General features: G+C 71.6%; 27 protein-coding genes and 3 tRNA genes. 18 read left to right on the plus strand and 12 right to left on the minus strand.

The annotated features are described in order from the left end of the window. Positions 1-83 precede the first annotated feature (83 nt). Both ACZYRU_RS01105 and ACZYRU_RS01110 read left to right on the plus strand, forming a co-directional pair. Positions 84-890, plus strand: coding sequence for a glycerophosphodiester phosphodiesterase family protein (locus ACZYRU_RS01105; RefSeq protein ID WP_488955229.1), 807 nt, complete (start codon positions 84-86; stop codon positions 888-890). Positions 891-900: 10 nt separating this feature from the next. After that, positions 901-1,836 (plus strand): DUF5926 family protein, encoded by a 936-nt coding sequence (locus ACZYRU_RS01110; RefSeq protein WP_488955230.1) that lies wholly within the window; start codon positions 901-903, stop codon positions 1,834-1,836. 76 nt (positions 1,837-1,912) lie between these two features. Here ACZYRU_RS01110 and ACZYRU_RS01115 read toward each other — a convergent pair whose 3' ends face one another. The 3 genes from ACZYRU_RS01115 to ACZYRU_RS01125 all read right to left on the minus strand — a co-directional run bounded on the left by ACZYRU_RS01115 (position 1,913) and on the right by ACZYRU_RS01125 (position 4,308). Continuing rightward, a complete protein-coding gene (locus ACZYRU_RS01115) occupies positions 1,913-2,935 on the minus strand; it encodes an adenylate/guanylate cyclase domain-containing protein (protein ID WP_488955231.1) in 1,023 nt (340 codons plus the stop codon). A gap of 10 nt (positions 2,936-2,945) precedes the next feature. Then, the gene (locus ACZYRU_RS01120) at positions 2,946-3,317 is read right to left on the minus strand and encodes a Crp/Fnr family transcriptional regulator (protein WP_488955232.1); all 372 of its coding nucleotides are present in this window, start codon (positions 3,315-3,317) and stop codon (positions 2,946-2,948) included. Positions 3,318-3,477: 160 nt separating this feature from the next. Then, the gene (locus tag ACZYRU_RS01125; protein WP_488955233.1) at positions 3,478-4,308 is read right to left on the minus strand and encodes a prephenate dehydratase; all 831 of its coding nucleotides are present in this window, start codon (positions 4,306-4,308) and stop codon (positions 3,478-3,480) included. Between the two features lie 63 nt (positions 4,309-4,371). On the opposite strand from ACZYRU_RS01125, the gene ACZYRU_RS01130 reads away from it, so the two are divergent. Further along, positions 4,372-4,770: a DUF4446 family protein gene (locus ACZYRU_RS01130; protein ID WP_488955234.1), complete on the plus strand. Its 399-nt coding sequence runs from the start codon at positions 4,372-4,374 to the stop codon at positions 4,768-4,770. 86 nt (positions 4,771-4,856) lie between these two features. Here the strand turns inward: ACZYRU_RS01130 and ACZYRU_RS01135 are convergent, their stop codons facing one another. Further along, positions 4,857-6,440, minus strand: coding sequence for a bifunctional phosphatase PAP2/diacylglycerol kinase family protein (locus ACZYRU_RS01135; RefSeq protein WP_488955235.1), 1,584 nt, complete (start codon positions 6,438-6,440; stop codon positions 4,857-4,859). Between the two features lie 22 nt (positions 6,441-6,462). Between ACZYRU_RS01135 and ACZYRU_RS01140 the strand changes: the two genes are divergently transcribed. The 4 genes from ACZYRU_RS01140 (at position 6,463) to ACZYRU_RS01155 (ending at position 10,384) form a co-directional block, all read left to right on the plus strand. Further along, a complete protein-coding gene (locus ACZYRU_RS01140; protein WP_488955236.1) occupies positions 6,463-7,446 on the plus strand; it encodes an aldo/keto reductase in 984 nt (327 codons plus the stop codon). Between the two features lie 162 nt (positions 7,447-7,608). Beyond that, complete coding sequence (gene serS / locus ACZYRU_RS01145; RefSeq protein WP_488955237.1) at positions 7,609-8,889, plus strand: serine--tRNA ligase; 1,281 nt, start codon at positions 7,609-7,611, stop codon at positions 8,887-8,889. Further along, positions 8,886-9,734 carry an HAD family hydrolase gene (locus ACZYRU_RS01150; RefSeq protein ID WP_488955238.1) on the plus strand — a complete coding sequence of 283 codons (849 nt, stop codon included), beginning with the start codon at positions 8,886-8,888 and terminating at the stop codon, positions 9,732-9,734. Before serS ends, ACZYRU_RS01150 begins: the two co-directional genes overlap by 4 nt. Beyond that, on the plus strand, positions 9,731-10,384 hold the full coding sequence (locus tag ACZYRU_RS01155; protein ID WP_488955239.1) for a hypothetical protein: 654 nt from the start codon (positions 9,731-9,733) through the stop codon (positions 10,382-10,384). The genes ACZYRU_RS01150 and ACZYRU_RS01155 overlap by 4 nt, the downstream gene beginning before the upstream one ends. An 8-nt stretch (positions 10,385-10,392) precedes the next feature. Here ACZYRU_RS01155 and ACZYRU_RS01160 read toward each other — a convergent pair whose 3' ends face one another. Continuing rightward, positions 10,393-11,019, minus strand: a complete 627-nt coding sequence (locus tag ACZYRU_RS01160) for a bacterial proteasome activator family protein (protein ID WP_488955240.1) — start codon at positions 11,017-11,019, stop codon at positions 10,393-10,395. Between the two features lie 174 nt (positions 11,020-11,193). Here ACZYRU_RS01160 and ACZYRU_RS01165 point away from each other — a divergent pair, with 174 nt between their 5' ends. Together ACZYRU_RS01165 and ACZYRU_RS01170 are read left to right on the plus strand one after the other, a co-directional pair. Next, complete coding sequence (locus ACZYRU_RS01165; RefSeq protein ID WP_488955241.1) at positions 11,194-11,784, plus strand: hypothetical protein; 591 nt, start codon at positions 11,194-11,196, stop codon at positions 11,782-11,784. 13 nt (positions 11,785-11,797) lie between these two features. Beyond that, complete coding sequence (locus ACZYRU_RS01170; protein WP_488955242.1) at positions 11,798-12,184, plus strand: VOC family protein; 387 nt, start codon at positions 11,798-11,800, stop codon at positions 12,182-12,184. A gap of 12 nt (positions 12,185-12,196) precedes the next feature. Here the strand turns inward: ACZYRU_RS01170 and ACZYRU_RS01175 are convergent, their stop codons facing one another. From ACZYRU_RS01175 to mobA, 3 genes are all read right to left on the minus strand, one after another. Beyond that, the gene (locus ACZYRU_RS01175) at positions 12,197-13,174 is read right to left on the minus strand and encodes an NAD(P)H-quinone oxidoreductase (protein ID WP_488955243.1); all 978 of its coding nucleotides are present in this window, start codon (positions 13,172-13,174) and stop codon (positions 12,197-12,199) included. A gap of 14 nt (positions 13,175-13,188) precedes the next feature. Then, entirely contained in the window at positions 13,189-13,512 is a 324-nt protein-coding gene (locus tag ACZYRU_RS01180) for a DUF6457 domain-containing protein (protein ID WP_488955244.1), read from the minus strand. Between the two features lie 75 nt (positions 13,513-13,587). After that, positions 13,588-14,169, minus strand: a complete 582-nt coding sequence (mobA, locus tag ACZYRU_RS01185) for a molybdenum cofactor guanylyltransferase (RefSeq protein ID WP_488955245.1) — start codon at positions 14,167-14,169, stop codon at positions 13,588-13,590. A gap of 36 nt (positions 14,170-14,205) precedes the next feature. Between mobA and ACZYRU_RS01190 the strand changes: the two genes are divergently transcribed. The 4 genes from ACZYRU_RS01190 to ACZYRU_RS01205 all read left to right on the plus strand — a co-directional run bounded on the left by ACZYRU_RS01190 (position 14,206) and on the right by ACZYRU_RS01205 (position 18,695). Continuing rightward, positions 14,206-15,006, plus strand: a complete 801-nt coding sequence (locus tag ACZYRU_RS01190; RefSeq protein WP_488955246.1) for a carbon-nitrogen hydrolase family protein — start codon at positions 14,206-14,208, stop codon at positions 15,004-15,006. An 11-nt stretch (positions 15,007-15,017) separates the two neighbouring features. Next, entirely contained in the window at positions 15,018-16,037 is a 1,020-nt protein-coding gene (locus tag ACZYRU_RS01195; RefSeq protein ID WP_488955247.1) for a hypothetical protein, read from the plus strand. A gap of 12 nt (positions 16,038-16,049) precedes the next feature. Beyond that, complete coding sequence (locus ACZYRU_RS01200; RefSeq protein WP_488955248.1) at positions 16,050-16,655, plus strand: TetR family transcriptional regulator; 606 nt, start codon at positions 16,050-16,052, stop codon at positions 16,653-16,655. Positions 16,656-16,742: 87 nt separating this feature from the next. Next, positions 16,743-18,695, plus strand: a complete 1,953-nt coding sequence (locus tag ACZYRU_RS01205) for a calcium-binding protein (RefSeq protein WP_488955249.1) — start codon at positions 16,743-16,745, stop codon at positions 18,693-18,695. Between the two features lie 8 nt (positions 18,696-18,703). On the opposite strand, the gene ACZYRU_RS01210 is transcribed toward ACZYRU_RS01205, so the two are convergent. Then, positions 18,704-18,788: transfer RNA gene (locus tag ACZYRU_RS01210), tRNA-Ser, on the minus strand. Between the two features lie 104 nt (positions 18,789-18,892). On the opposite strand from ACZYRU_RS01210, the gene ACZYRU_RS01215 reads away from it, so the two are divergent. From ACZYRU_RS01215 to ACZYRU_RS01225, 3 genes are all read left to right on the plus strand, one after another. After that, a complete protein-coding gene (locus ACZYRU_RS01215; protein WP_488955250.1) occupies positions 18,893-19,351 on the plus strand; it encodes a hypothetical protein in 459 nt (152 codons plus the stop codon). A gap of 112 nt (positions 19,352-19,463) precedes the next feature. Next, positions 19,464-19,556, plus strand: a tRNA-Ser gene (locus ACZYRU_RS01220). A gap of 153 nt (positions 19,557-19,709) precedes the next feature. Next, positions 19,710-19,844: a hypothetical protein gene (locus tag ACZYRU_RS01225; RefSeq protein WP_488955251.1), complete on the plus strand. Its 135-nt coding sequence runs from the start codon at positions 19,710-19,712 to the stop codon at positions 19,842-19,844. A 23-nt stretch (positions 19,845-19,867) separates the two neighbouring features. On the opposite strand, the gene ACZYRU_RS01230 is transcribed toward ACZYRU_RS01225, so the two are convergent. After that, positions 19,868-20,875 (minus strand): LuxR family transcriptional regulator, encoded by a 1,008-nt coding sequence (locus tag ACZYRU_RS01230; RefSeq protein ID WP_488955252.1) that lies wholly within the window; start codon positions 20,873-20,875, stop codon positions 19,868-19,870. A gap of 97 nt (positions 20,876-20,972) precedes the next feature. On the opposite strand from ACZYRU_RS01230, the gene ACZYRU_RS01235 reads away from it, so the two are divergent. Further along, positions 20,973-21,045, plus strand: a tRNA-Arg gene (locus ACZYRU_RS01235). Positions 21,046-21,318: 273 nt separating this feature from the next. Here ACZYRU_RS01235 and ACZYRU_RS01240 read toward each other — a convergent pair. Further along, positions 21,319-22,488: a sensor histidine kinase gene (locus ACZYRU_RS01240; protein ID WP_488955253.1), complete on the minus strand. Its 1,170-nt coding sequence runs from the start codon at positions 22,486-22,488 to the stop codon at positions 21,319-21,321. Positions 22,489-22,534: 46 nt separating this feature from the next. After that, positions 22,535-23,194 carry a response regulator transcription factor gene (locus ACZYRU_RS01245; RefSeq protein WP_488956233.1) on the minus strand — a complete coding sequence of 220 codons (660 nt, stop codon included), beginning with the start codon at positions 23,192-23,194 and terminating at the stop codon, positions 22,535-22,537. 201 nt (positions 23,195-23,395) lie between these two features. Between ACZYRU_RS01245 and ACZYRU_RS01250 the strand changes: the two genes are divergently transcribed. Then, the gene (locus tag ACZYRU_RS01250; protein ID WP_488955254.1) at positions 23,396-23,866 is read left to right on the plus strand and encodes a hypothetical protein; all 471 of its coding nucleotides are present in this window, start codon (positions 23,396-23,398) and stop codon (positions 23,864-23,866) included. The last annotated feature ends 53 nt before the right edge of the window (positions 23,867-23,919 follow it).

Consider the following 23,919-nt stretch of genomic DNA (forward strand, 5'->3'; position numbering starts at 1 on the left):
TGCCTCGCCCTGCGCCGCGACACATCGGGGAACGACCCCGGTCCGACCCCGAACTCGACCCTGAGACCTGCCACAATCGTCCCGTGCCCACCGTACGTCCCCAGGTGGTCGCCCACCGCGGCGCCAGTCACGAGCTCGCCGAGCACACGCTGGGCGCCTACCTCGAGGCGCTCGACATCGGCGCCGGCGGCCTCGAGTGCGACGTCCGGCTCACCGCCGACGGTCACCTGGTGTGCGTCCACGACCGCGACCTGCGTCGTACCGCCGCCAACAAGGGCATCGTGTCGACGATGGAGCTCGCGGACCTCTCCGAGCTCGACTTCGCGGCCTGGAAGAACCCGTGGGCCGACCTCGACGACGAGGCGCCCGACGAGGACCTGGACCTGCGCGGCGTGCTCACCCTGCGCAAGCTGCTCGAGACCGTCGCCGACTACGACCGCCGGGTCGAGGTGGCGATCGAGACCAAGCACCCGACGCGGTACGGCGGCCTGGTCGAGAAGCGCCTGGTCGACATGCTGCGCGACTTCGGCTGGGACCAGGCCGGTGCGCCGGTGCGGGTGATGAGCTTCTCGTTCACCGCGTTGCAGCGCGTCGAGCGGCTCGCGCCCGAGATCCAGCTGGTCCAGCTGCTCGACAAGCCGAACTACTGGCCGATGCTGCGCCGCGTGATCGGCCGCGACTGGATCGTCGGCCCCGGCATCAAGATGCTGCGCGACCACCCGCGGGTCGCGGAGTCGATCGCCCGCTCCGAGCGCGACATCCACGTGTGGACGGTCAACAAGGAGAAGGACCTCGACCGCTGCCTCGCCCTCGGGGTGAAGGCCGTGATCAGCGACCGCCCGCGGTTGATGCTCGACCTGCTGGAGCAGCGGTTCGGCCCTGCCGAGTAGGTTTCCGCGCATGGCGAAGAAGAACCGCACCACGACCGCTGCCGAGACCCCTGCGGGTGAGGTCGGCCCCCGGCAGCCCTGTCCCTGCGGCTCCGGCAAGCGCTACAAGGCGTGCCACGGCGCGACCGGTGGCGGCCAGGTCTTCGTCAAGCGGCCGTTCGAGGGCCTCCCCTCCGAGTGCGACCTCGTCGCGCTGCGCGAGCTGGTGCCTGCCGCGACCGCGCCGCTGACCCTCCAGGGCGAGTACGCCGACCGCGTGGTCAAGCTCTGCACCCTGCTGCCGATGGCGGCGCCCGCGCTGGTCCGCGACAGCGGCGAGGTGTGGCTCGGCCTGCAGGTCCAGCACAACTTCGGCGACCCGGCCCGTGACCTCGGCGCCGTCCTGCTCGAGGCGCTGGCCGCCGAGCCCGGCGCCGGCATGGTCGGCCTGACCGCGCCTCCGGGACCCGGTCCCCGCCTGCAGGACCTCCTCGCCGGCGACGACCTCGCCGTGGAGGTGCACGAGGGCTTCGACTACTGGGTGTCCGACATGGACGCCAGCTCCGAGCTCGCCCAGGCGCTGGAGCAGGCCCAGGGCGCTGCCGCCCCGACCGCGCGACTGACCGGCGTGACGGCGGCGTACTGGACCCGGATGGGCGCCAAGGAGCACCTGCGCTGGGTGATGCCCGAGCCCGAGGACGCCCTCCTCGACGCGCTCGCACGGCTGCACGTCTCCGGCGACGACGTGATCGTCCCCGACGCCCGCTTCGTCGGCATGTTCCGCGCCCACGGCCTGCTCGCCCCGGTCTGGGACCTGCCCGTCGGTACCGGTCCCGAGCCGCTCGAGGAGGCCGCGACCGCGTTCAAGGCCAAGCTCGACGCGGCTCTCGCCGACACCAGCGACCTCACCACCGAGCAGCGCTCGGCCCGCAGCGGCCTCGCGAACCGTCAGGTCACGATCCGCTGAGCCGGTTGCAGGGATCGCCGCTTAGGAGGTGAAACCTGCGCTTCCTGACCGTTGCAACGGTCAGGAAGCGCAAGCATCACCTCTGAGGAGGTGATTCCTGCAGCGCCCACACCTTGAGGCGCGAGTAGCCCTTCACCGACACCCGCCGCAACCGCCGGAAGCGGTAGGTGCCGGTGTGCTCGTCGGACTCGTCGTCCTCGCGCCCCGTGAGCGCCTCGTAGGCACCGAGGTCGACCAGCACCGAGCTCGGCCGGGCCACGGACGTGAGCCGGGCGGCGATGTTGACCACGGGACCGAACACGTCACCGAGGCGGGTGACCACCTCGCCGTACGCGATGCCGGCCCGGACCGCCGGGAACGGGTCCTCGGGTTCGGCGCCACGGCGGGTCAGCTCGAGCGCGATGTCGGCCATCGCCTCGGGTGAGTCGGCGACGATGAGGAGCTCGTCGCCGATGTTCTTGATGATCCGGCCGCCGCGGTCGACGGTCAGCCCCAGCACGGTGGACTCGAAGGACTCCAGCCAGGTCACCAGCTCGCGGTCGCTGAGCGTGCGCGAGCGGGACGTGTAGCCGACGATGTCGACGAAGCACACGGCGAGCGTCGCGGTCGGGCCGGACGTCTGCTCGGCCAGCAGCCGGGCGCTGGCGCTGAGCAGGTGGCGGCGCCACACGTAGCTCTGCAGCTCCTCGACCCGCGGCAGCGCCTCGTCGGAGATCGCGAGCAGTCCCTCGGTGGGGTCGGCGCCGAGCTCGCCGGCGACCGAGGCCAGCAGGGCGACCTGCCAGTCGGCGAGCCGGGCGAAGCTGCGCCCCCAGGTGCGGACCAGGCCGTCCTGCCGCTCCTGGCTGAGGATCCCGAGCCGGATCAGGTCGTTGGTCAGCTGCAGCGCCCGGACGTCGGCGGTGGTGAAGGCCGCCTCGTCGTCGGGCACGTGGGCGAAGCCCAACAGGTGCCACAGCTCGTTGGCCGTCGCCAGGGGTACGCCGGCCCGCTCGGCCACCTGCTCCTGGGTGAGCCAGGGCGTCTCGCCGAGGAGGTGCTCCTCGAGCGCGCCGACGACCCCGCCGTCCGAGGAAGCGGGGCCGTCAGCCGTGGTCATCGAACCTCGGTCAGGCGTCGCCGAGGCGCGCCTGGGCGACGTCGACGAGAGCCTGGTGGAACGCGGGCCACTCGGCGTCGAGCTCGCGCAGGGTGTCGTCGGTGAGGTGGATGGTGTCGAGCGGCGTGAGCGCCACGATCGTGGCGTTGCGCAGCTTCTGGCCGACGATCGCGGCCTCGCCGACGATGTCACCGGCGCCGAGCTGGGCGATCTCGGTGCCGTCGCGGCGCACGGAGACGGTGCCGTCGAGGATGACGTACGCCTTGTCGGCCGGGGTGTCCTCCCAGATCGGCGACCAGCCCTCGGGGAGCTTCACCCGCCGTCCAGTCGCGCTGATCCGCGCGATCTCCTGAGGCGAGAAGTGCTCGAAGAACGTTGCCATGCTGACCCTTTCGCTGTACCCGACGCAGCGCGCCGGGCTCACCTTCTCTCCCCGACTGTCACCGCCGACCCTAGTGCGCCCGACGCCGGTGCGGGAGACACCTGTCACAACGTGTCCGGGACACTTGCGTTATCCCGGCGTACGACGGATCGCGGCCCGGTCAGCCCCGGAACGGGTCGGCCGGGTAGACCCCGAGCACCTTGATGTCGGTGGTGAAGAAGGTCAGCTCCTCCAGGGCCCGCTTGAGGCCCGGGTCGTCGGGGTGCCCGTCGACCTCGGCGAGGAACTGGGTGGCCGCGAACTCGCCGCCGACCATGTAGCTCTCGAGCTTGGTCATGTTGATGCCGTTGGTCGCGAACCCGCCGAGCGCCTTGTAGAGCGCCGAGGGCAGGTTGCGGACGTTGAACACGAAGCTGGTGACCACCGGACCGTTGCCCTGCGGTGCCATGACGTACTCGGGGGAGAGCAGCACGAACCGGGTCGTGTTGTGGTCCTCGTCCTCGACGTCCTTGCGCAGGATCTCGAGGCCGTAGATCTCCGCTGCGAGCGGCGGTGCGATGGCAGCCTGGGTCGGGTCGCCTGCCTCGGCGATCTCGCGGGCGGCGCCGGCGGTGTCGCCGGAGATGATCGGCGTCAGTCCGAGCTCGCGGATCACTTTGCGGCACTGGCCCAGCGCGTGGACGTGGCTGTGCACGGTCCGCAGCGTCTCGGCGGACGCCCCCGGCACCACCATCAGGTGGAACTGGATGCGCAGGAAGTGCTCGGCGATGATGTGCAGCCCCGAGTCGGGCAGGAAGTGGTGGATGTCGGCCACCCGGCCGGCGATCGAGTTGTCGATCGGGATCAGCGCGAGGTCGCAGTCACCGCTGGCCACGGCCGCGAAGACGTCCTCGAAGGAGGCGCACGCGACCGCCTCGGCGTCCGGGTAGTGCTGCTTGCACACGATGTGCGAGTTGGCGCCGGGTTCCCCCTGGTACGCGATACGGACCATGCGGCAAGGGTAGTGGCGGCGCGTGGCCACCTGCCGCGCAGTCTCGCCGACTACGGTCGCCCCATGGCCGTCGTCCTCGCGCTCCTCGCCCTCCTCGTGGCTGTCGCCGCCCTCGCCGTGGCGCTGCGCAACGGACGGGCCGGCCGTACGACGGACGCCGACGACCTCCCCGCCGACGCTGCCGGACTGCGCCGCGAGGTCGCCGCGCTGCGGGCCGAGGCGGTCGGGGCGCTGCGCCACCTGGCCGTCGTTCGCTACGACGCCTTCGACGAGATGGGCGGCCGGCTGTCCTGGTCGCTCGCGCTGCTCGACGACGCCGGCGACGGCGTCGTCCTCACCTCGATCCGCGGCCGCAACGAGGCGCGCACGTACGCCAAGTCGGTCGCCGGCTGGAGCAGCGACCAGGAGCTCTCGCCCGAGGAGTCCGAGGCGGTCGCGCACGCGCGGCTCGCGCGCAGCTGACGTCGGCGCTCCGGGTGAGGGCGGTTCAACTACCGAATTGGTCGCGGTCGGACCGATCTGACGACGAATCCGGTAGTTGAAACGTCCTACACAGTCCGCGGTACCCGCACCAGCACCCGGCCGTGGATGCATTCCATCCGCAGCTCCGAGCCCAGGCCGATGGTGTCGCCGTCGAGCTGGCGCGGCACCTCGCCGGACGCGCGTACGACGACCTTGCGGCCGGTCATCCGCGCGACCGACTCGCCGGCGTTGCGCTCGCGGCGGGTCACGACGCGCAGCAGCAGCGGGATCCAGCTGAGGAAGCGGCGCGGGTAGAGCAGCACCACGTCGAGCTGGCCGTCGTCGATGGCGGCGTCCGGGAGCAGGTTCATCCCGCCCTGCAGGCTGCCGACGTTGCCGATCACGCAGGTGCGGGCGCGGTGCTTGGTGAACGGCATGTCGTCGACCGAGATCTCGAGCTTCATCGCCGGGAACATCAGGCCCTTGAGGCCGGAGAGGACGTAGGCGAGCCAGCCGACCTTCTTCTTGAGGTCCTCGTTGACGCCCTCCATGATCGCGGCGTCGAAGCCCATGCCGGCCATCACCATGAAGTGGGTGCGCTCCAGGCCGTCGCCGTCGACCTCGACCATGTCGATGGCCCGGTCCTGGCCGGTGAGCGCGATGTCGATGGCCGCCCGGATGAAGAGCGGGATCTCCAGGTTGCGGGCGAGCAGGTTGCCCGTGCCCGCGGGGACGACGCCCACCGGGATGCCGGTGCCGGCGAGCTCGGCGCACACCTCGCGCACGGTGCCGTCGCCGCCGCACACGATGACCAGGTCGGCACCCTCGACGGCGGCCTGCTCGGCCTGGCCGGTCCCGGAGTCCTCGACGGTGGTGAGGTACCAGCGCGGCTCGTTCCACCCCGACTCGATCGCCATCTGGGTCACCAGGGTCTGGAACTGCTCGACCGACTCGACCTTGATCGGGTTGAGGACCACCGCCAGCTTGCGCGCCGACGGGAACGGCTCGGGCAGCGGCTCGGCCTTGAGCGCGTGGCTGCGGGGGAGCGGGTTGTAGAGCGCCACGCCGAGGAGGAGCACGCCGATGCCGAGCAGGGTGCCGCCGACGACATCGCTCGGGTAGTGCCGCCCGAGCAGGATCCGGTCGGCGGCGACCAGCACCCACACCAGGACCGCGAGGGTCGAGAGCAGGCGGCGGATGCCCGGTCGCCGTACGAGCATGATGGCCAGGAGCACGACCAGGCCGGCGAACGCGGCGGCCGCGGAGGTGTGGCCCGACGGGAAGGCGTTGGAGTGCAGGAAGTACTCGGGGTCCTGCCACACGGGCCGGCCGCGCCCGACGAACACCTTGGCGCCGTACGTCGCCAGCGCGGTGGCCGCCATCACGGCTGCGACCAGGATCCCGGCCCGCCGGTGCCCCTTCACGAACAGGGCGACGGCCAGCACCGCGGTGATCGCGGTCATGCAGGCAGTCCCGAAGACGATCTCGATGATCCGCAGCGGGTGCTCCAGCCAGCCCTGGTCGCCGGCCCACGTGCGGGCCGACTCGCCGTGGCTGTCGAGATCCATCACCCACGACCAGTCGGCGGCGACGGCTCCGGCCACCCCCGCGAACAGGGCGAGCAGGATCAGCGAGGCCAGGAGAGGGGTCCGGCGGGGTCGGTCGAGCACCCCCGGAGGATAACGTCGGGGCATGACCGCCCCCTCTTCCGTGACCCTCGGCCGCTCGGGCCTCGTCGTGTCCCGCGTCGGCCTCGGCTGCAACAACCTCGGCCGTCCCGGCGCAGCCACGGAGTCGCAGGAGGGCACCGACCGCGTGATCCGCGCCGCCCTCGACGCGGGGATCACCTTCTTCGACGTCGCCGACGTGTACGGCGCCACGCCGGGCCTGTCCGAGGAGCGGCTCGGTGCCGCGCTGGGCTCCCGCCGGGCCGACGTGGTCGTCGCCACGAAGTTCGGCATGGACATGCGCGGCGCCAACGGTCCCGACTTCGGGGCCCGCGGCTCGCGTCGTTACATCCGCACCGCCGTCGAGGCCTCGCTGCGCCGCCTCGGTACCGACTGGATCGACCTCTTCCAGTTCCACACGCCCGACCCGAGCACCCCGATCGAGGAGACGATGTCCGCCCTCGACGACCTCGTGCGGGCCGGGAAGGTGCGTTACCTCGGCCACTCCAACCGGGCGGGCTGGCAGATCGCGCAGGCCGAGTACGTCGCCCGCGAGCTCGGCGTCGAGCGGTTCGTCTCCGCCCAGAACCACTACAACCTCACCGACCGCCGCGCCGAGCTCGAGGTGCTGCCCGCGTCCCGCGCCTTCGGCGTCGGCGTGCTGCCGTACTTCCCGCTCGCCAACGGCCTGCTCACCGGCAAGTACGCATCGGGCAACGCCCCCGAGGGCTCCCGCCTCTCACACACCCGCCAGCACCTGCTCGAGGACGCCGTGTCCCCGACGCTCAAGGCCTACTCCGACTTCGCCCGGGAGCGCGGGATCTCCGAGGTCACCGTCGCCATCGGCTGGCTCCTCGCGCAGTCGCCCGTCGCGTCCGTGATCGCCGGGGCCACCTCGCCCGAGCAGGTCGCCGCCAACGCCCAGGCGGACCAGTGGGTGCCCACCGTCGAGGACCTCGCCGAGCTCGACGCCCTCTTCCCCGCCCCCGAGCCCATCGCGTTGTACTGAGCCGGTTGCAGGAGTACCCGCTTCAGCGGGTATTCCTACGACCTTCTTGACGTGTCCTTGCGCTTCCTGCCCATTGCAACCGTCAGGAAGTGCAGGGATACCCGCTGAAGCGGGTATCCCTGCATTCCGCGCGAGTCGGACCCGACGGATAGCCTGAGCCGCATGATCGACCCCCGCATCCTCCGCGACGAGCCCGACCGCATCCGCGCCTCGCAGGCCAAGCGCGGGGCGTCTCCCGACGTGGTCGACCGGGCGCTGGAGGCCGACGCCGTACGCCGCGCCGCGATCGCCGCGTTCGAGGAGAAGCGCGCCGCGCAGAAGACCTTCGGCAAGCAGGTCGCGCAGGCGCAGGGTGACGAGAAGCAGGCGCTGCTCGCGCAGGTGAAGCAGCTCGCGGCCGAGGTCAAGGACCTGGAAGCCGCGCAGACGACCGCCGACGAGGCGTGGACCACCGCGCTCAAGGCGATCCCCAACGTCGTCGCGGACCAGACCCCGACCGGTGGCGAGGACGACTTCGTGGTCCTCGAGACCGTGGGCACGCCCCGCGACTTCGAGAAGGAGGGCTTCGAGCCGCGCGACCACATCGAGCTCGGTCGGATGCTCGGCGCGATCGACCTCGAGCGCGGCGCCAAGGTCAGCGGCAGCCGCTTCTACTTCCTCACCGGCGTGGGTGCCCAGCTCGAGCTGGCGCTGGTCAACCTCGCGATGGAGCAGGCCCGCAACGCCGGCTTCACCCAGGTGATCGCGCCGTCGCTGGTGCGCACGGAGGCGATGGAGGGCACCGGCTACCTCGACCAGGGCGGCGGCGAGGACATCTACCGGATCGAGGGCGAGGACCTCTACCTCGTCGGCACCTCCGAGGTGCCGATGGCGGCGTACCACTCCAGGGAGATCCTCGACGCCGACAGCCTGCCGCGCCGCTACGCCAGCTTCAGCCCGTGCTTCCGCAAGGAGGCCGGCTCTCATGGCAAGGACACCAAGGGGATCATCCGGGTCCACTGGTTCGACAAGGTGGAGATGTTCGTCTACACCACGCTCGAGGACGCCGAGGCGGAGCACCAGCGCCTGCTCGCGTGGGAGAAGGAGTTCCTCGACAAGCTCGAGCTCGCCTACCAGGTCGTCGACATCGCGGCTGGCGACCTCGGCGGCAGCGCGATCCGGAAGTTCGACTGCGAGGCGTGGATCCCCACCCAGGGCAAGTACCGCGAGCTCACCTCGACCTCCAACTGCACCGACTTCCAGACCCGCCGCCTTGACACCCGTGGCCGGTTCGGTGACCGGACCGGCCCGGTCGCCACCCTCAACGGCACCCTGACCGCGATCACCCGCGCGATCGTCGCCGTCCTCGAGACCCACCAGCAGGCCGACGGCTCGGTCCGGGTCCCGAAGGCGCTGCAGCCGTTCATGGGCGGCCTCGAGGTCCTGGAGCCCGTCGCACGATGAGCGACTGGCAGCCCCGCCTCGTCGCGCTCGACATCGACGGCACCCTGCTCAAGTGGGTGGCGGGGCTCGGCATGAGCCATGAGGAGGTCACGCCGGCGGTGCACGACGCCGTCCAGCGGGTCCTCGACTCCGGCGCGCACGTCGTGCTGTCCTCGGGGCGCGCGCCCCACAACATGACCGTCGTCGCCGACAAGCTCGACCTGCACGGCCACGGTGAGCGGCTCTGGATCATCGCCGCCAACGGCGCCGTCGTGCTGCGCTACCCGCCCGCGGAGGTCGTCCACGAGGTGACCTTCGACGCCCGCCCCGCCGTCGCCGCCGTCCTGGCCCAGCACCCCGAGGCGCTGGTCGCGGTCGAGGAGCGCGGGGTCGGCTACCGCGTGTCCGGCCCGTTCCCCGACGGCGAGCTCGGCGGTACGACGATCATCGCCGACGTCGACGACATGGTCGCCCAGCCGGTCAGCCGCGTGATCATCCGCGACCCGAAGGCGACCGCCGAGGACTTCGTGGCCCTCGCCGCCAACCTCGGGCTGCAGGGCACCGACTACGTCGTCGGCTGGACCGCGTGGCTCGACCTCGCCCCGGTCGGGATCTCCAAGGCCTCCGGTCTCGAGTACGTCGCCCAGCAGCTCGGCATCGACCGCACCGACGTGCTCGCCATCGGTGACGGGCGCAACGACATCGAGATGCTGCAGTGGGCCGGGCGCGGTGTGGCCATGGGCCAGTCCGTCGACGAGGTGAAGGAGATCGCCGACGCGGTCACCGACTCCGTCGACGACGACGGCGCCGCTGTCGAGATCGGCCGCTGGTTCCCCGTCGCCGGATCTGGTGGGATGGGCCTGTGAGGTCCCCCCGTCTGCTCCGCGCTGCCCTGCTGGCGGTGCCGGTGGCGCTGGTCGCGCTGCCGGGTGCTGCCGTCGGGAGCGTCGAGGGCGCGTCCGGCGGGCTCCCGGCCGACTGCGCTCCCATCGACATCACGAACGAGGCGGCCGTCGACCAGCGTGCCGCCGCGGCCGACGACGTCTTCGTCGGCCGGGTCGACGCCGCCGCGCCGGTGACCGGCTCCGGCCGGGTCGGCTACGGCGTCACGGTCGAGCACTCCTGGCTGGGCGACGTGCCCAAGGGTCAGCAGGCCGCGGTCACCGTCGACTGGCCGGTCGGCGCGCAGCCAGGGGTGACCCAGGGGGCGTCGTACCTCTTCTTCACCAAGGACACCGTCGACGGCATCGTCGCCGACCCCTGCGGCGGCGCGGTGCTGCTGCCCAAGGGCCTGACCCCGAAGGTCAAGGCGATGCTCAAGCAGTACCTCGCCTCCGTCGAGCCCCCGCCGGCTCCGGAACCGACCCCGGAGCCGGTGAGCTTCCACCCGCCCGCCGACCCGCTCGGCGACCCGCCCCAGATCAGCCGGGTGCTCGCCTCGGGTGGCGCGATCAGCCTGATCGGCCTGCTCGGGCTGCTGCTCGTCTCGCGGCTGGGCCGCCGGCCCCGCGCCTGAGCCCAGACCTAGAGGTACAGCCCACTCGAGGAGGACGGGTCGCCGCCGGCCCGCTCGGGTGCCGCGTGCTCGTCGGGGTGACCGCCACCGGGAGCGCCCGGACCGCCGAGGCTCATGCCCGGTGGCAGCGCCCGACGGATCTGCTCGAACTGGGCGCGAGCCGCCATCTGCTGGGCGTAGATCGCGGTCTGGATGCCGTGGAAGAGCCCCTCGAGCCAGCCGACCAGCTGGGCCTGGGCGATCCGCAGCTCGGCCTCGGACGGGGTGACGTCCTCGGAGAACGGCAGGGAGAGCCGCTCGAGCTCCTCCACCAGCTCGGGGGCCAGGCCCTGCTCGAGCTCGGCGATCGACGAGCGGTGGATGGCCGCGAGGCGGCTGCGGCTCGCCTCGTCGAGCGGAGCCGCCTTCACCTCCTCGAGGAGCTGGCGGATCATGCTGCCGATCCGCATCACCTTCGCGGGCTGCTCGACCAGGTCGGTCAGCGCACGCTCGCCGTCGTCGTCCCCGTCGTCCCCGTCGTCCCCGTGAGCCGACGAGGCCTGCTCGACCACCGACGCGGGGACGGTGCCGATCGGCTGCCCGTCCGGACCGATGACGACGATCTGCTCTTCGCTCCCGGAGGCGTTCTCGCTCATGCCCCCAACTTAGAGGATCCGCCCGAGCGGATCCTCCACTCATCCCCTCGTTGGGCGATGCCGTGAGTACCGCTCCGGCGTAGGTTGCCGATGGGCCCGGTTGGGGCCCGGTGTGAGCGGCCTCGACCGGTCCTGTGGACAACCACGTCCTATCCGACGACCGAGGAGCAGCACATGTTCATCCAGATGATCCAGGCCGCCTGCACCCGGCAGGACGAGGCCGACGCAATGCTCGACGAGTGGCGCAGGGACCTGTCACCCGGTGCGACGGGCTGGCTGGGCGGCACCTACGGCTTCACCGACGACGACCAGCTGATGGCCGTGGTCCGGTTCGCCTCCCGCGAGGAGGCGATGGCCAACTCCGCACGGGCCGAGCAGAGCGCGTGGGCCGAGCGGTTCATGGCCCTCATGGACGGCCCCGCCGAGTTCCACGACTGCGACGACGTCACGTTGTTCATGGACGGCGGCTCCGACGACGCCGGCTTCGTCCAGATCATCCGCGGCAAGGTCGACGACCCCAGCCGGCTCAAGGCGATGATGGCCGACACCGAGACGCTGCACGAGATGCGGCCGGAGATTCTCGGCGGCACCCTCGCGATCGAGGCCGACGGCTCCTTCGTCGAGACCGTCGCGTTCACGACCGAGGCCGCGGCCCGCGAGGGCGAGCGGATGGAGCCGCCGGACGACGTACGCCGGGAGCTGGAGTACGCGATGCAGGGCGCGACCTTCCACGACCTCCACAGGCCGCACTTCCAGAGCGCCTGACGGGACCCGTCCGATGCTGCTGGAGGACTGCCAGGTCACCGCGAACATCCCGGCCGGCGACCTCGCCCGCGCCCGGAAGTTCTACGCCGACACCCTCGGCCTCGAGCCGGTCGAGGAGAACCCGGGCGGGCTGATCTACCGGACGGGCGGGACGGACTTCTTCCTCTACGAGACGCAGTACGCCGGCCAGGCGGGCCACACCATCGCCCAGCTGCACGTCGCCGACGTACGTCCCGTGGTCGAGGAGCTCAAGAACCGGGGCCTGACGTTCGAGCACTACGACCTGCCCGGCACTACCTGGGACGGCGACGTCGCCGCGATGGGCGACATGGGCCACGCTGCGTGGTTCAAGGACAGCGAGGACAACATCCTGTGCCTCGATGACAGAAGGACCGACTGATCGCCGATCTGGTCAGGGGGTGAGCAGGACCTTGCCGACGGCGTCGCCGGACTCGATCATCCGGTGCGCCTCGGCAACGTCGTCGAGGGGGAGCACGGCGGAGACGATCGGCTGGATCGTCCCGTCAGCCACGAGCGGCCACACGTGCTCGACGACCGACGCGCAGATCCGGGCCTTCCCCTCGACCGGACGGGACCGGAGGGCGGTCGCGATCACCGCGCCGCGCTTCGACAGCAGGCGGCCGAGGTCCAGCTCGGCCCTGGTGCCGCCCTGCATGCCGATGACGACCAGGCGGCCCTCGTCGGCGAGCACGTCGACGTTGCGGGCGAGGTACTTCGCGCCCATGTTGTCGAGCACGACGTCCGCGCCCGCGCCGTCGGTCGCGGCCCGCACGACCTCGACGAAGTCCTCGTCGCGGTAGTTGATCGTCACCTCGGCGCCGAGCTCGCGGCACCGCTCGAGCTTCTCCGCGCTGCCCGCGGTGGTGAACACCCGCGCACCCGACGCGGCGGCCAGCTGGATCGCGAAGGTGCCGATCCCGCCGCCACCGCCGTGCACGAGGAAGACGTCCCCGGGGCGCAGCCCGGCGATCATGAACACGTTCGACCACACGGTGCACGCCACCTCGGGCAGCGCTGCGGCATTGACCAGGTCGACGCCCTCGGGCACGGGCATCAGCTGCCCCGCCGGTACGACGACCCGGCTCGCGTAGCCGCCGCCGGCCAGCAGCGCGCACACCTGGTCGCCCACCGCCCACTCCGTCACGCCCTCGCCGAGGGCGGTGACGGTGCCGCTGCACTCGAGACCGATCACGTCCGAGGCGCCGGGCGGCGGCGGGTAGAAGCCCTGCCGCTGCAGCAGGTCGGCCCGGTTGACCGCGGTCGCGGCCACGTCGAGGAGGACCTCGCCGGGTCCGGGGACCGGGTCGGGCAGCTCGGTGACGACGAGAGTCTCGGGCCCGCCCGGAGCGGACTGGGTGACGGCACGCATGGGTGCAGTCTTGCCTATACGAGCGAGTCCTCGTCCGAGTAGTCGGCGTCGGCGAGCTCCTCGATGTCGACGTCCTCGTCCTCCTCGTCGGCCGCACCGGCGGGCCGGTCCCACGACTCGGCGAGCGCCTGTGCCTTCGCGGCGAGCCGTTCGACGGCGTCCGGGTCGGCACCCTGCTCACCCGCGGCGAACCCCAGCAGGAAGGCGGTCACCAGCCCCGCGGCCGGGTGGACGTTCTCGACCGCGATCCCGGCGAGGTCGCCCAGCAGGCCCTCGTCGGCCTCGGCCTCGATGTCGAGGGCGTCGCACAACTCATCGATCCAGTCGTGGAGGTTCACCCGTCCAGAATCACCCGAGGACCCCGCAGGTGCAAGGTTTTCGGGCCACTCCGGGACCACTCCAGATCAGTAGGCTCAGGAGTCGCCGGCGATGTCGCGCAGGTCGCTCCAGGTGTCGATGTCCCGCGCCTCGTCGCCCAGCGGTGCGACCTCGACCAGGTCGAGCGGCTCGAGCAAGGCCCGGATCGACAGGCCGTGCTGACCCTCGTGGTCCGGGCGTACGGCGTCCAGCCGGGCCGTCTCCACGACGAACGCCAACTGTCGGCGACCGTCCGCGTCGGCGAGCACCGCGCCCTCGTGGCCCACGGCAGCCTCCTGCAGCCGGCGGAAGGTGCCCGGCGCGAGCCGCGGCATGTCGACCGCGAGCACCGCGATCGTCGGGAACGAGCGCAGCAGCACGTCGCGCCCGGTCAGCAGCCCGGCGGCGGGTCCGCCGAACCGCGGCTCCTCGCGCACGAAGGTCACCGGCCGGTCGGTGGGTACCTGGTGCCCGACCACGACCACCTCGCTCGCGTCGATGACAGCGTCCAGCGCGTGCTCCAGCAGCGGGCGGCCGTCCACCTCGATCGACGCCTTGTCGACGCCGCCGAGCCGCGAGCCCTGCCCGCCGGCCAGCACGATCGCCGCGAATCCGGTCAGTCCGAGCTCGATCACCACCTGCCGATCCTCCCAAAGGACTCCTAGGCTGGCACCGTGAGCAGCCCCACAGCCCCCTCGCTCCGCCTCGCGCTGGTGCAGGCCGCGTCGGCGCTCGACCCCGCGGCCAACCGCGACGCCGTCTCGAAGCTGGCCGCCGAGCACGCCGGCGACGCCGACCTCGTGATCTTCCCCGAGGCCTTCGCCCGCGACTTCGGCGAGGCCGGCTCCGACGTCAGCCCGTACGCCGAACCCGTCGACGGACCCTTCGGCACCGTCCTCACCGACACCGCGGCCGCCCACGGCACCACGCTGGTGGCCGGCATGTTCGAGCAGGGCCCCGACCCCGACCGGCCGTGGAACACCCTGCTCGTGCGCGGCGAGGCGACGGCGTCGTACCGCAAGGTGCACCTCTACGACTCCTTCGGCTATCGCGAGTCGGACCGACTCTCGGCCGGGCCGCTCGAGCCGGTCGTCGTCGACCTGCACGGCTGGAAGGTCGGGCTGATGACCTGCTACGACCTGCGCTTCCCCGAGCTCGCCCGAGCGCTGGTCGACCGCGGCGCCGAGCTGATCGTGCTCCCCGCGGCCTGGGTCGCTGGCCCGCGCAAGGTCCATCACTGGCGCACCCTGGTGACCGCTCGTGCGATCGAGAACACGGCGTACGTCGCCGCCGTCGGCCAGCCCGCCGGCCGCTACTGCGGCCACTCGCTCGTCGTCGACCCGTACGGCGAGGTGCTGGCCGAGGCCGGACCGGGCTCCCCGGAGCAGCCGGAGGTGGTCCGCGCCGTGATCGAGCGCACGGTGCTGGAGGAAGCCCGTCGCGTCAATCCGTCCCTCCTCAACAGGCGAATGTAGGCTCCACCTCCGTGTCCCGTGCCCCCTCCCGTGTCCCGCTCGAGCAGCGCATCGGTGAGTTCGGGGCGTCGCGCTGGCCGCTGACGATCTGGTTGGTCGTGATCGCGGCGAGCACTGCCGCGCTGGTCTGCGCAATGGTGCCGGTCGGGCCCGACTGGCTCGGCACGGCCGGCTCGATCGCGGTCGCGACCGCCTTCGCCTGGGGCCTGGCCGCGCGCACCGGCGGCCGCCCGTTCGTCTTCGCACCGCTCGCGCTCGCCTGCGGGCTGACCGCGGTGCTCACCGACCAGGACCTGCTGCTCACCGGCGCCGCGGTCGGCACCTCCGCGGTCGCCGCGGTGCTCGGCGTGATGATCACCGTGCCTGCGGCCGGCATCGCCACCGCCGCCCGCGAGTGCGTGGTCGGCCTGGTCGTCGCCGGGATCGGCGCGATGGCCACGGTCGGCTTCGAGCCGGCGATCCAGAAGGAGCGCTTCGAGTACGTCGGTCTCGGACTCGCCTTCCTCGGCGCGATCGTGCTGGTCCACCGCCTGGGCGCCGGCTTCCACGGCCTGGGCCGACGCGGGCTGATCATCGTCGCGATCGGCGTCGTCGTGCTCGCCGTGACCCTGCTGTACGCCGAGATGCTGCGCCGCTACGGCTCCACCGGGCTCGTCGACCAGTTGCTCGAGTGGGTGGCCTGGAGCCGGGACCACCTCGGTGCGTTCCCGCGCCCCGTCGCGACCGTGCTCGGCGTACCCGCCCTCGCCTACGGCTGCCACATGCGCGCCCGTCGCCGCCAGGGCTGGTGGGTCTGCGCGTTCGGCGTCGCCGCCACCTCGCCCACCGCCACCGCCCTCGCCAACCCGGCGGTCTCGGTCAGCGAGGCTGCGCTGTCGGTCGTCTACGGCCTGGCCGTCGGCCTGGTGCTCGGCTGGTTCCTGATCCGCCTCGACCTCGCGCTGACCGGCAACCGCGGTCGTCGCAGCCGGGTGGCGGAGCAGGCGGCCGCCGTACGCCCCGAGCCGAGCCGGTTCGCGCCGCTCCTGTGAGCGGGCACTGACATGGCCCGACCCCGGGAGCTGGACCTCGACGTCCTCCTCGACCACGTGCGCGCGATCTGGGTGACCGACGGGATCGGGGCGGTGACGATCCGCGCGGTCAGTGCCCGGGCGGGGGTCTCGAACGGCGCGATCTACCACCACTTCGAGTCCCGCAACCACCTGCTGGCGCGGGCCTTCGCACGCGAGATCGCGGCCTACCTGACGGTCCAGCGGCAGCGGGTCGTGGCCGCCGCCCGCACCGGATCGGCCGAGGACGTCGTGGTCGCGGCGGCCCTCACGCCGGCGACGTACGCCGCGACCACCGCCGACTCCGCGCTCGTGCTGCTCGCCACCCGCGCCTCCGAGCTGGCGTCCGGGCCGGTCCCCGACACCGTCGTCGAGGAGCTGATGGCGCACCGCGTCGCGGTCGCCGCCCTGGTCACCGAGCTGACCGAGCGGCTCTGGGGCCGCACGGACGACGCCGCGACCCGACTGGTGCGGTACTGCATCGACGACATCCCGGTCCGCCTGCTGATCACCTCCCGTCGCCCCTCGGACCCGCTGGCGTCGTACGCCGTGGAGCACGCCGTCCGCGGCATCCTGCGGGCCGGTCCACCGGCCGTCTGACCCCTCGCCGAACCTGCCCTGTTGCCGGGCGGGGCTTCCTCGTGCACAATTACCGAGCACTTGCTCTGTAATTCACGTGAGGTCCTGATGAAGCTGCTCCGAGTCGCCCTGTCCGCTGCCGTGGCCGTCCTCCCCTCCGCCGCCGTGGTCGGCCTGGCTGCCCCGGCCCACGCCGCCGGTGGTCTGACGGTGAGCGTGGTCGGATCGCAGCTGGTGCTGCTCGATGACTACGACGTCAACAACGTCGTCACGATCGCTCCGAGCGGTTCCTCGATCGCCGTGCGCGACATCGCGGTCAACCCGACGCCGGGTCCGGGGTGCGCTGCCGGAGGCTTCCCGTCGATCGTGGTCTGCTCGGTCGGCGGTGGCTTCACGAGCATCTCGGCCACCCTGGCCGGCGGCGCCGACAACGTCGCGGTCACCGGGCTGGCGGTGCCGGGGAAGTACGACGGCGGCGCGGGGACCGACGGGTTCACGACGGGCACCGGGAGCGACATCGTCTCTGGGGGCTCAGGCGTCGACACGGTCGGGTACGGCACCGCTGTCGCGGGCGTCACCGCCCAGCCGGGCGGTGCCGCGACCGACGGTGCGCCGGGCGAGAACGACGACATCAAGGCGGACGTCGAGAACGTCGCCGGCTCGCCGTTCGCCGACGTGCTGCTGGGCGACGGCGGCCCGAACACCCTCCAGGGCGGTGACGGCAACGACTTGATCGACGGCGGCCTCGGCGCCGACGACATGGAGGGTCAGGCGGGTCAGGACACGGTTACCTATGCCGTTCGCGTGAACCCGGTCATCGCCAGGATCGGCGGCAGCATCGGCCAGGCCGGTGAGGTGGGCGAGGGCGACAGCGTCGACTCGACGGTGGAGCGCCTGATCGGTGGCTCCGGCGCCGACCAGCTCGGCGGCAGCAATGCGCAGAACTGGCTCGAGGGCGGGCCCGGCGACGACACCCTCGAGGGCAACGAGGCACCCGACAAGCTCGACGGTGGCCCGGGAGCCGACACCCTGCTCGGCGGCTCCAACGTGGGCGGCATCGACTGCGCCATGTACGACACCCGCGTCGCCCCGGTGACGGTTCGCGCGGGGAGCGGCGCCGTCAGCGGCGAGCTCGGTGAGAACGACACCGTCGGCGCCGATGTCGAGTGCGCCGAGGGCGGCAGCGGCAGCGACCTGCTCGTCGGGACCGACGCGGTCAACGTGCTCATCGGCAACGCCGGCGACGACAGGCTGCTCGGTGGGGGCGCGCGGGACACGTTCGACGGCGGCGTGGGCAACGACACCGTGTCGTACGAGGACCACGCCCTGCCGGTGACGGTCACGCTCGACGGGGTCTACAACGACGGCGCCGCGGGCGAGACGGACAACGTCGCGTCGTCGGTCGAGAACGTCACCGGAGGCGCGGCCGCGGACCGGCTCACCGGCAACGGGTCCGTCAACGTGCTGCGCGGCGGTGCCGGCGACGACGTGATCGACGGTGGCCTCGGAGCGGACGTCGTCGAGGGCGGAGCCGGCTCCGACACGATCACCTACGCCGTCCGGACCGCTCCGGTCACGGTCACCCTGGACGGCGTCGCCGATGAGGGTGAGGCCGGCGAGGGCGACCAGGTCGCCGCGGACGTCGAGAACGTCACCGGCGGCGAGGCCGCCGACCGGCTCACCGGGTCCGGGAGTGCCAACGTGCTCCTCGGCGGTGGCGGTGACGACGTGCTCGACGGAGGCCTCGGCGCCGATGTCCTGGGGGGCGGCGCCGGGGTCGACGTCGCGACGTACGCCGTCCGGACCACCCGCCTCGCCATCCGCCTCGACGACCTCGCCAACGACGGCGCGAAGGGGGAGGGCGACGACGTCCGCACCGACGTCGAGAACGTCATCGGCGGGCGCCTGCGCGACAAGATCATCGGCTCGGCCGCAGCCAACGTGCTCACCGGCGGTCGGGGCGCCGACGTGCTCAAGGGCAAGGCCGGCAAGGACCGGGCGCTCGGCGGCGCCGGCAAGGACCGGTGCGTCGCCGAGGTCGAGCGGTCCTGCGCGTCCTGACTGCTCAGCAGAGGGAGCGGGATTCGAACCCGCGGTAGGTCTCCCTACGACCGCTTTCAAGGCGGTTCCGATCGGCCACTCCGGCACCCCTCCCGGGCCCGCTACGACGCAAGCGTCGGCCGGGCACCGGGTCGAGTCTAGTGGGGGCGCCGCCGCCGCTTTGGCCGGTCCGTGACCGGCCCGGGACAATGCCGACCATGAGCAGTGCGCAGCCGACCCCGGTCACCGACTACCGCCTCGCCCCGCCGGTGATGGCGCGCTTCGTCGGCGCCTACCTGGTCGTGCTGGCGATCCTGCTGTGCGTCGTCACCGCCGTCGTGGCGGCCGCCGACCTCAACGCCGACCTGCTGGTGCTGGTGCTCGGCCTGGGCGTGCTCGGCCTGATCGGGCTCTCCTGGTGGCTGCGCTCCCGGCTGGTCGTCGTACGGCTCACCGACGCGGGCTACCAGGTCCGGATGATGCGCGCGGCCGGCGCGACCGAGGCCCGCTGGACCGAGGTCGAGGACGCCGTCGCCGCCGCTCCCTCGGGCATCGACTGCCTCGTGCTGCGGCTGCGCGACGGGCGCAGCACGACCATCCCGGTGCAGCTCGTGGCCGCCGACAAGGACGACTTCGCGCGCGACGTACGCGCCCACCTGCAGCGCGCCGCCGGCTGACCGCTCGCCGGTCGGTTCCGGGGTCGGGTCAGTGGGCGGGCCCGATTGGGACAGGCGCGCGCGGTCCTAGTAGCCTTGGCACGCTGGCCGATCCGTGGATCGGCGCAGTGGAGGAGGCGTCGCCTAGTCCGGTCTATGGCGCCGCACTGCTAATGCGGTTTGGGTTTATCGCCCATCGAGGGTTCAAATCCCTCCGCCTCCGCCACAGACGAGACCCCCGGCAGACCCTGCCGGGGGTCTCGCATATTCGGGAGCCGTGAGGAAAGATGTTTGGCGGCGTCGCCATGGGGAAGGCGCCAGCGGTTCGGGTTGATCCGGAGGGACGGGGCTCGGCCGCCCACCAGTGAGGGGAATGCTCATGAAGAAGCTCGCTCGCAAGACCGCTTTCGGCCTCGCCGCACTGATCACCGCGGCCGGCATCATCTCCCTCCCCACGGCTGCGGAGGCTGACACGGGCTGGGGTTGGCGCGTCTTCCACCACGCCAAGGGCTGACGGGCCGCAGTCGCGGTGTGCGATCAGGACGACGTGAGGTCGTCGTCCTGACCGGCGATGCCCAACGTCCCCATGGTGTAGCCGAGCTGGAAGCGCGTCTCGGCGTCGTACTCCTCCTTGAGCTCGGCGACGTAGCCGGCGTACGTGCGCGGGCTGACGCCGAGCCGCTTCGCGCTGACCGCGTCGGCGTGGCCCTCGATGAGCATCCGGATGGTCATCGAGCGCTGCTCGGACGCGATCTCCTTGGTGACGCTCTGGCCCGCGCTCGCGAACGGTCGCCCGCGCGCGAACGCCCGCTCGAAGACGTCGACCAGGTACGCCACGATCGCCGGCTCGCGTACGACGACCGCGGTCGCCAGGCTGTCGGCGGCCGGGATCAGCGCGACCCGGCGGTCGACGACGATCATCCGGTTGAAGAACTCGTCGAGGGTGCGGACCTCGGCGCCGTGCTCGGTGACCGTGGCGACGTACTTGTGCGTCGCGGGGTGTCGCCGCGCGCTGTGCTGGTAGAGCGTGCGCATCGTGAGGCCGCGCTTGAGTGCCTCGACGTCGCGCACCGTCGCCTCCGACACCGTCTTCGCGCTGCGCGTCGCCTGCGGCTGCGCGGTCAGCAGCTCCTCCTGGGCCTCGCTGACCAGCGTCGTGAGGTACGGGTTGATCGCCTCGCCGTGCAGGTAGAGGAAGGGCCCCGACTCGCTCGCCGCCGGCGAGCGGCGCCAGCTCTGGGTCAGGTGTGCGAACGCCGACGCCCACCGCGCCGACTCCTCGAGCAGCCGCGCCCCCTCGTTCCCGAGCGGCGTCACGACCCGCGACTGCGCGTTGCTCGGCTCCAGCGGCCGCCAGGTCTGCCGCGACGCGTCCAGCTGCAGCAGGCCCAGCTCGACCAGCAGGTCGAACCCCCGTCGTACGGCGGACCCCTCGACCAGCCGCGGGTCGTCCGCCGCCAGCCCGCCCTCCGCCAGCACCTGCTCGTAGAGACCGCTCGCCTCCTCCTCGAAGAGGGCCCGGTCCGCGGGCTCGTAGGAGGTCATGACGTCATGCTTCCACACCCGCGCCGCCGCTCGTGGCGTCGGTGATTCGGCATCCGCGCGTCGCCTCGGCTATTCTCATTCGGTCGCACAGCGACGGGCGCCTGTAGCTCAACGGATAGAGCATCTGACTACGGATCAGAAGGTTTGGGGTTCGAATCCCTACAGGCGCGCAGGGTGACCTCTCACGAGATCACCAGAAGGCCGGTCCCAGAGCTTGGGTCCGGCCTTCTGAGATTTGAGGGCTGGGGTCCGCGTGGTCGGCCGAGTGCCTGGTCCTCGCCGGTGGTGGTGGATCGTCAAGGTGTCCACCAGACCGGGTCTCACCGGGCAGCTCCTGCTGGGCAGCCCACGAATCTCGTCTGCACGGCGCCAGCCGCTCATCACTCAGGCCGAGCGGTCACGCGTACCCTCCAGGCAAGGGCGTGGGGCCCTGTGGGCCGCGATCATCCATGCGGCTGCGCCGAACTCGGGCGGAAGAAGACCTGTACCTTGAGGCCGCCTTCTGGCAACCCGGTGAGTCGTAGTTCGGCGCCATGGCGGTTGGCGATGGCGGCGACGATCGACAGCCCAAGGCCGCGGCTGGTCGTCGACGCGCTACTGCTGGTGCGACCGGCACCGCGGAAGAACGGGTCGGTAAGTCGTTGAACCAGACCGGCGGGGATCGCGTCGCCACCGTTGGCCACCTCGAGCGTCGCGGCTTCGTCGCCGCTCGAGGAGATGCGCACGCTCACCCGACCTCCGGGGGTGTTGTGGCGGATCGAGTTCTGGAGGAGGTTCAGCGCGAGCTGGCGGAGAAGGGCGTGGTCCCCCTCGACCGTCGCGGGCGCGAGCTGGGAATCGATGCTGATGTCGGCCTGGGTCGCTTCCGCGGTGATCTCGCCGATGGCGTCTGCGACAACGCTGCGAAGGTCGACCAGGTACATCCGAGTGATGACGGCGTCGATCTCGGAGAGGTCGAGGAGCGCTTCGACGGTGTCGACGTTGCGCTCGTTCATGGTGCGCAGGCGAGCGAGGAGGGGGCGATCCGCACCGGGCGCCGAGGCGAGCGCGACGTCGAGCATCGCGCGGGTCGTGGCGAGAGGAGTGCGCAGCTCATGAGCGGCATTCGCGGCGAAGCGCCGGTATGAATCGAACGAGCGCTCCAACTCGGCGAGCATCTCGTCGAAGGTGTCGGCGAGGTCGGTGATCTCGTCGCGCGGGCCGGCGAGGACGATGCGGTGGTCAAGCTGTCCCCGTGCGGCCTGACGGGCCGCCGCGCCGACGTACTGCAACGGGCGGAGCATCCGCCCTGCCACGAGCCATCCCGCCAACGTTCCCCCGACAGCGAGCAGCGTCAGGACGCCGCCGGAGACGATGAGCAGAAGGGTCAGGACGTCCTCCCGCGACCTCACGTCGAATGAGTTGGTGGTCTCGGCAGCCGGGGTGGTACCAGGATTCAGCTGACCTTCGTCGGCAGGCGGAATCTCGGCGCCGGGAGGGAACGCCGGGGTGAGCGGGGCCTGCGCGAACTCGTAGTTCGGCAGCAGTCCCAGGAACACGAAGACGATCGTGAGCATGATCAGCCCGGCACCGGTGAGCAGTGCCGCATAGGTCAGGGAGAGCCGGGTGCGCACGGTCAGCCGGTACCGGTGGGGCGTCGCAAGCCGGACGTCGTCCGACTTACCCGTCGATCGCATAGCCGACTCCCGGGATGGTGCGGATCATCCAGGGCTCGCCGAGCTTGCGGCGCAACGTGCTGATGGTGACCTTGACCGTGTTCGTGAACGGGTTCGCGTGCTCATCCCACGCCTTCTCGAGCAGCGTCTCGGCACTGACGACCCCGCCGTCGGCGCGCAGCAGCACCTCCAGCACCGCGAACTCCTTGCGGCTGAGGGCGACCTGCCGTCCATCGCGATGGACCTCCCTGCGAAACGGATCGAGGGTCACCCCCGCTCGCGCCAGCTGTGGTGGGAGCGCGGTGAATCGACGCCGGCCGAGCGCACGCAGCCGCGCTGTGAGCTCGGGGAACTCGAACGGCTTCGCGAGGTAGTCGTCGGCGCCGAGCTCGAAGCCCCCCACCTTGTCATGCAGTCGCCCGGCCGCCGTCAGCATGAGGATCGCGGGCCGCTCCTCGCGTCTCGTGAGAAGGCGGCACACCTCGTCGCCGTGGGTGCCCGGGATGTCCCGGTCGAGCACGATCGCGTCGTAGTCGTTCACGTCGACCGCAAGCAGCGCCGCGTCGCCATCACCGACGACGTCGGCTGCGATCGCCTCGAGGGCGAGTCCGGCGCGGATGGCCTCGGCGAGGTACTCCTCGTCCTCGACAACCAGCACACGCATCCCATCTCCTTCGCTGTCGACGACAGCCAAGTCAAACACCCGCCAGGTCAAGGAAACGTCAAGGCTGTTCCTTACCTTCCTGTAACCGCGGATCGAGTGGGCTTGCTCTCGCCCACGACCGGGCATACCGAGAGGACTGATCTGGACATGACCACCATCCGTACGAAGCGCCGCGGCTTCGCGACCACTCTCCTCGCCACCGTGGCCGTGACCACCGCACTCGCCGGTTGCTCAGCCGCGAGCTCCAGGGACGACGGCGGTGCCGGGGCAGGCGGCGGCAGGCTCGAGAGCGGTGACCCCGCGGCGGTCTACGCGGAGTGGAGCGACAAGTTCGACGGCTGCATGAAGGACAAGGGGTTCGACCTGTCGACCCTGAGCGACAGTGCCGTGCCGAACGCCGATGCCGAGGGAGTCAATGAGGCTGCGGACACGTGCTACGAGAAGATCGGCAACCCGCCGCCCGACCCCAGCGTGCCGTCGGTCGAGGAGATCAATGAGCAGATGCTCGCGTTCGCGAAGTGCATGCGCAAGGCCGGATACGACTACCCCGACCCGAAGATCGACCCGAACGGCGGCGTCGCGATGGGTCAGGCGATGCCGGCCGACTGGGACACGGCGGACGTCGACCGCTGCAGCAAGGAAGCCGGGATGCTCGACGGCGGGCAGAAGTGATGGGGGCGAATTCGGAGCGGGAGGCCGTTGATCCCCAGCCACGGGCGACCGGG

The sequence above is a fragment of the Nocardioides sp. F233 genome (assembly GCF_057813895.1).

Excerpts from the sequence above, each read along its gene's own strand:
- ACZYRU_RS01215 (WP_488955250.1), top strand. The coding sequence starts at position 18,893 with ATGAGCAGTGCGCAGCCGACCCCGGTCACCGACTACCGCCTCGCCCCG.
- ACZYRU_RS01170 (WP_488955242.1), top strand. The coding sequence starts at position 11,798 with ATGCTGCTGGAGGACTGCCAGGTCACCGCGAACATCCCGGCCGGCGAC.
- ACZYRU_RS01160 (WP_488955240.1), bottom strand. The coding sequence starts at position 11,019 with ATGAGCGAGAACGCCTCCGGGAGCGAAGAGCAGATCGTCGTCATCGGT.
- ACZYRU_RS01225 (WP_488955251.1), top strand. The coding sequence starts at position 19,710 with ATGAAGAAGCTCGCTCGCAAGACCGCTTTCGGCCTCGCCGCACTGATC.
- ACZYRU_RS01175 (WP_488955243.1), bottom strand. The coding sequence starts at position 13,174 with ATGCGTGCCGTCACCCAGTCCGCTCCGGGCGGGCCCGAGACTCTCGTC.
- ACZYRU_RS01140 (WP_488955236.1), top strand. The coding sequence starts at position 6,463 with ATGACCGCCCCCTCTTCCGTGACCCTCGGCCGCTCGGGCCTCGTCGTG.
- ACZYRU_RS01125 (WP_488955233.1), bottom strand. The coding sequence starts at position 4,308 with ATGGTCCGTATCGCGTACCAGGGGGAACCCGGCGCCAACTCGCACATC.
- ACZYRU_RS01165 (WP_488955241.1), top strand. The coding sequence starts at position 11,194 with ATGTTCATCCAGATGATCCAGGCCGCCTGCACCCGGCAGGACGAGGCC.
- ACZYRU_RS01150 (WP_488955238.1), top strand. The coding sequence starts at position 8,886 with ATGAGCGACTGGCAGCCCCGCCTCGTCGCGCTCGACATCGACGGCACC.
- ACZYRU_RS01205 (WP_488955249.1), top strand. The coding sequence starts at position 16,743 with ATGAAGCTGCTCCGAGTCGCCCTGTCCGCTGCCGTGGCCGTCCTCCCC.
- ACZYRU_RS01200 (WP_488955248.1), top strand. The coding sequence starts at position 16,050 with ATGGCCCGACCCCGGGAGCTGGACCTCGACGTCCTCCTCGACCACGTG.
- ACZYRU_RS01230 (WP_488955252.1), bottom strand. The coding sequence starts at position 20,875 with ATGACCTCCTACGAGCCCGCGGACCGGGCCCTCTTCGAGGAGGAGGCG.
- ACZYRU_RS01130 (WP_488955234.1), top strand. The coding sequence starts at position 4,372 with ATGGCCGTCGTCCTCGCGCTCCTCGCCCTCCTCGTGGCTGTCGCCGCC.
- ACZYRU_RS01115 (WP_488955231.1), bottom strand. The coding sequence starts at position 2,935 with ATGACCACGGCTGACGGCCCCGCTTCCTCGGACGGCGGGGTCGTCGGC.
- ACZYRU_RS01245 (WP_488956233.1), bottom strand. The coding sequence starts at position 23,194 with ATGCGTGTGCTGGTTGTCGAGGACGAGGAGTACCTCGCCGAGGCCATC.
- ACZYRU_RS01120 (WP_488955232.1), bottom strand. The coding sequence starts at position 3,317 with ATGGCAACGTTCTTCGAGCACTTCTCGCCTCAGGAGATCGCGCGGATC.
- ACZYRU_RS01110 (WP_488955230.1), top strand. The coding sequence starts at position 901 with ATGGCGAAGAAGAACCGCACCACGACCGCTGCCGAGACCCCTGCGGGT.
- serS (WP_488955237.1), top strand. The coding sequence starts at position 7,609 with ATGATCGACCCCCGCATCCTCCGCGACGAGCCCGACCGCATCCGCGCC.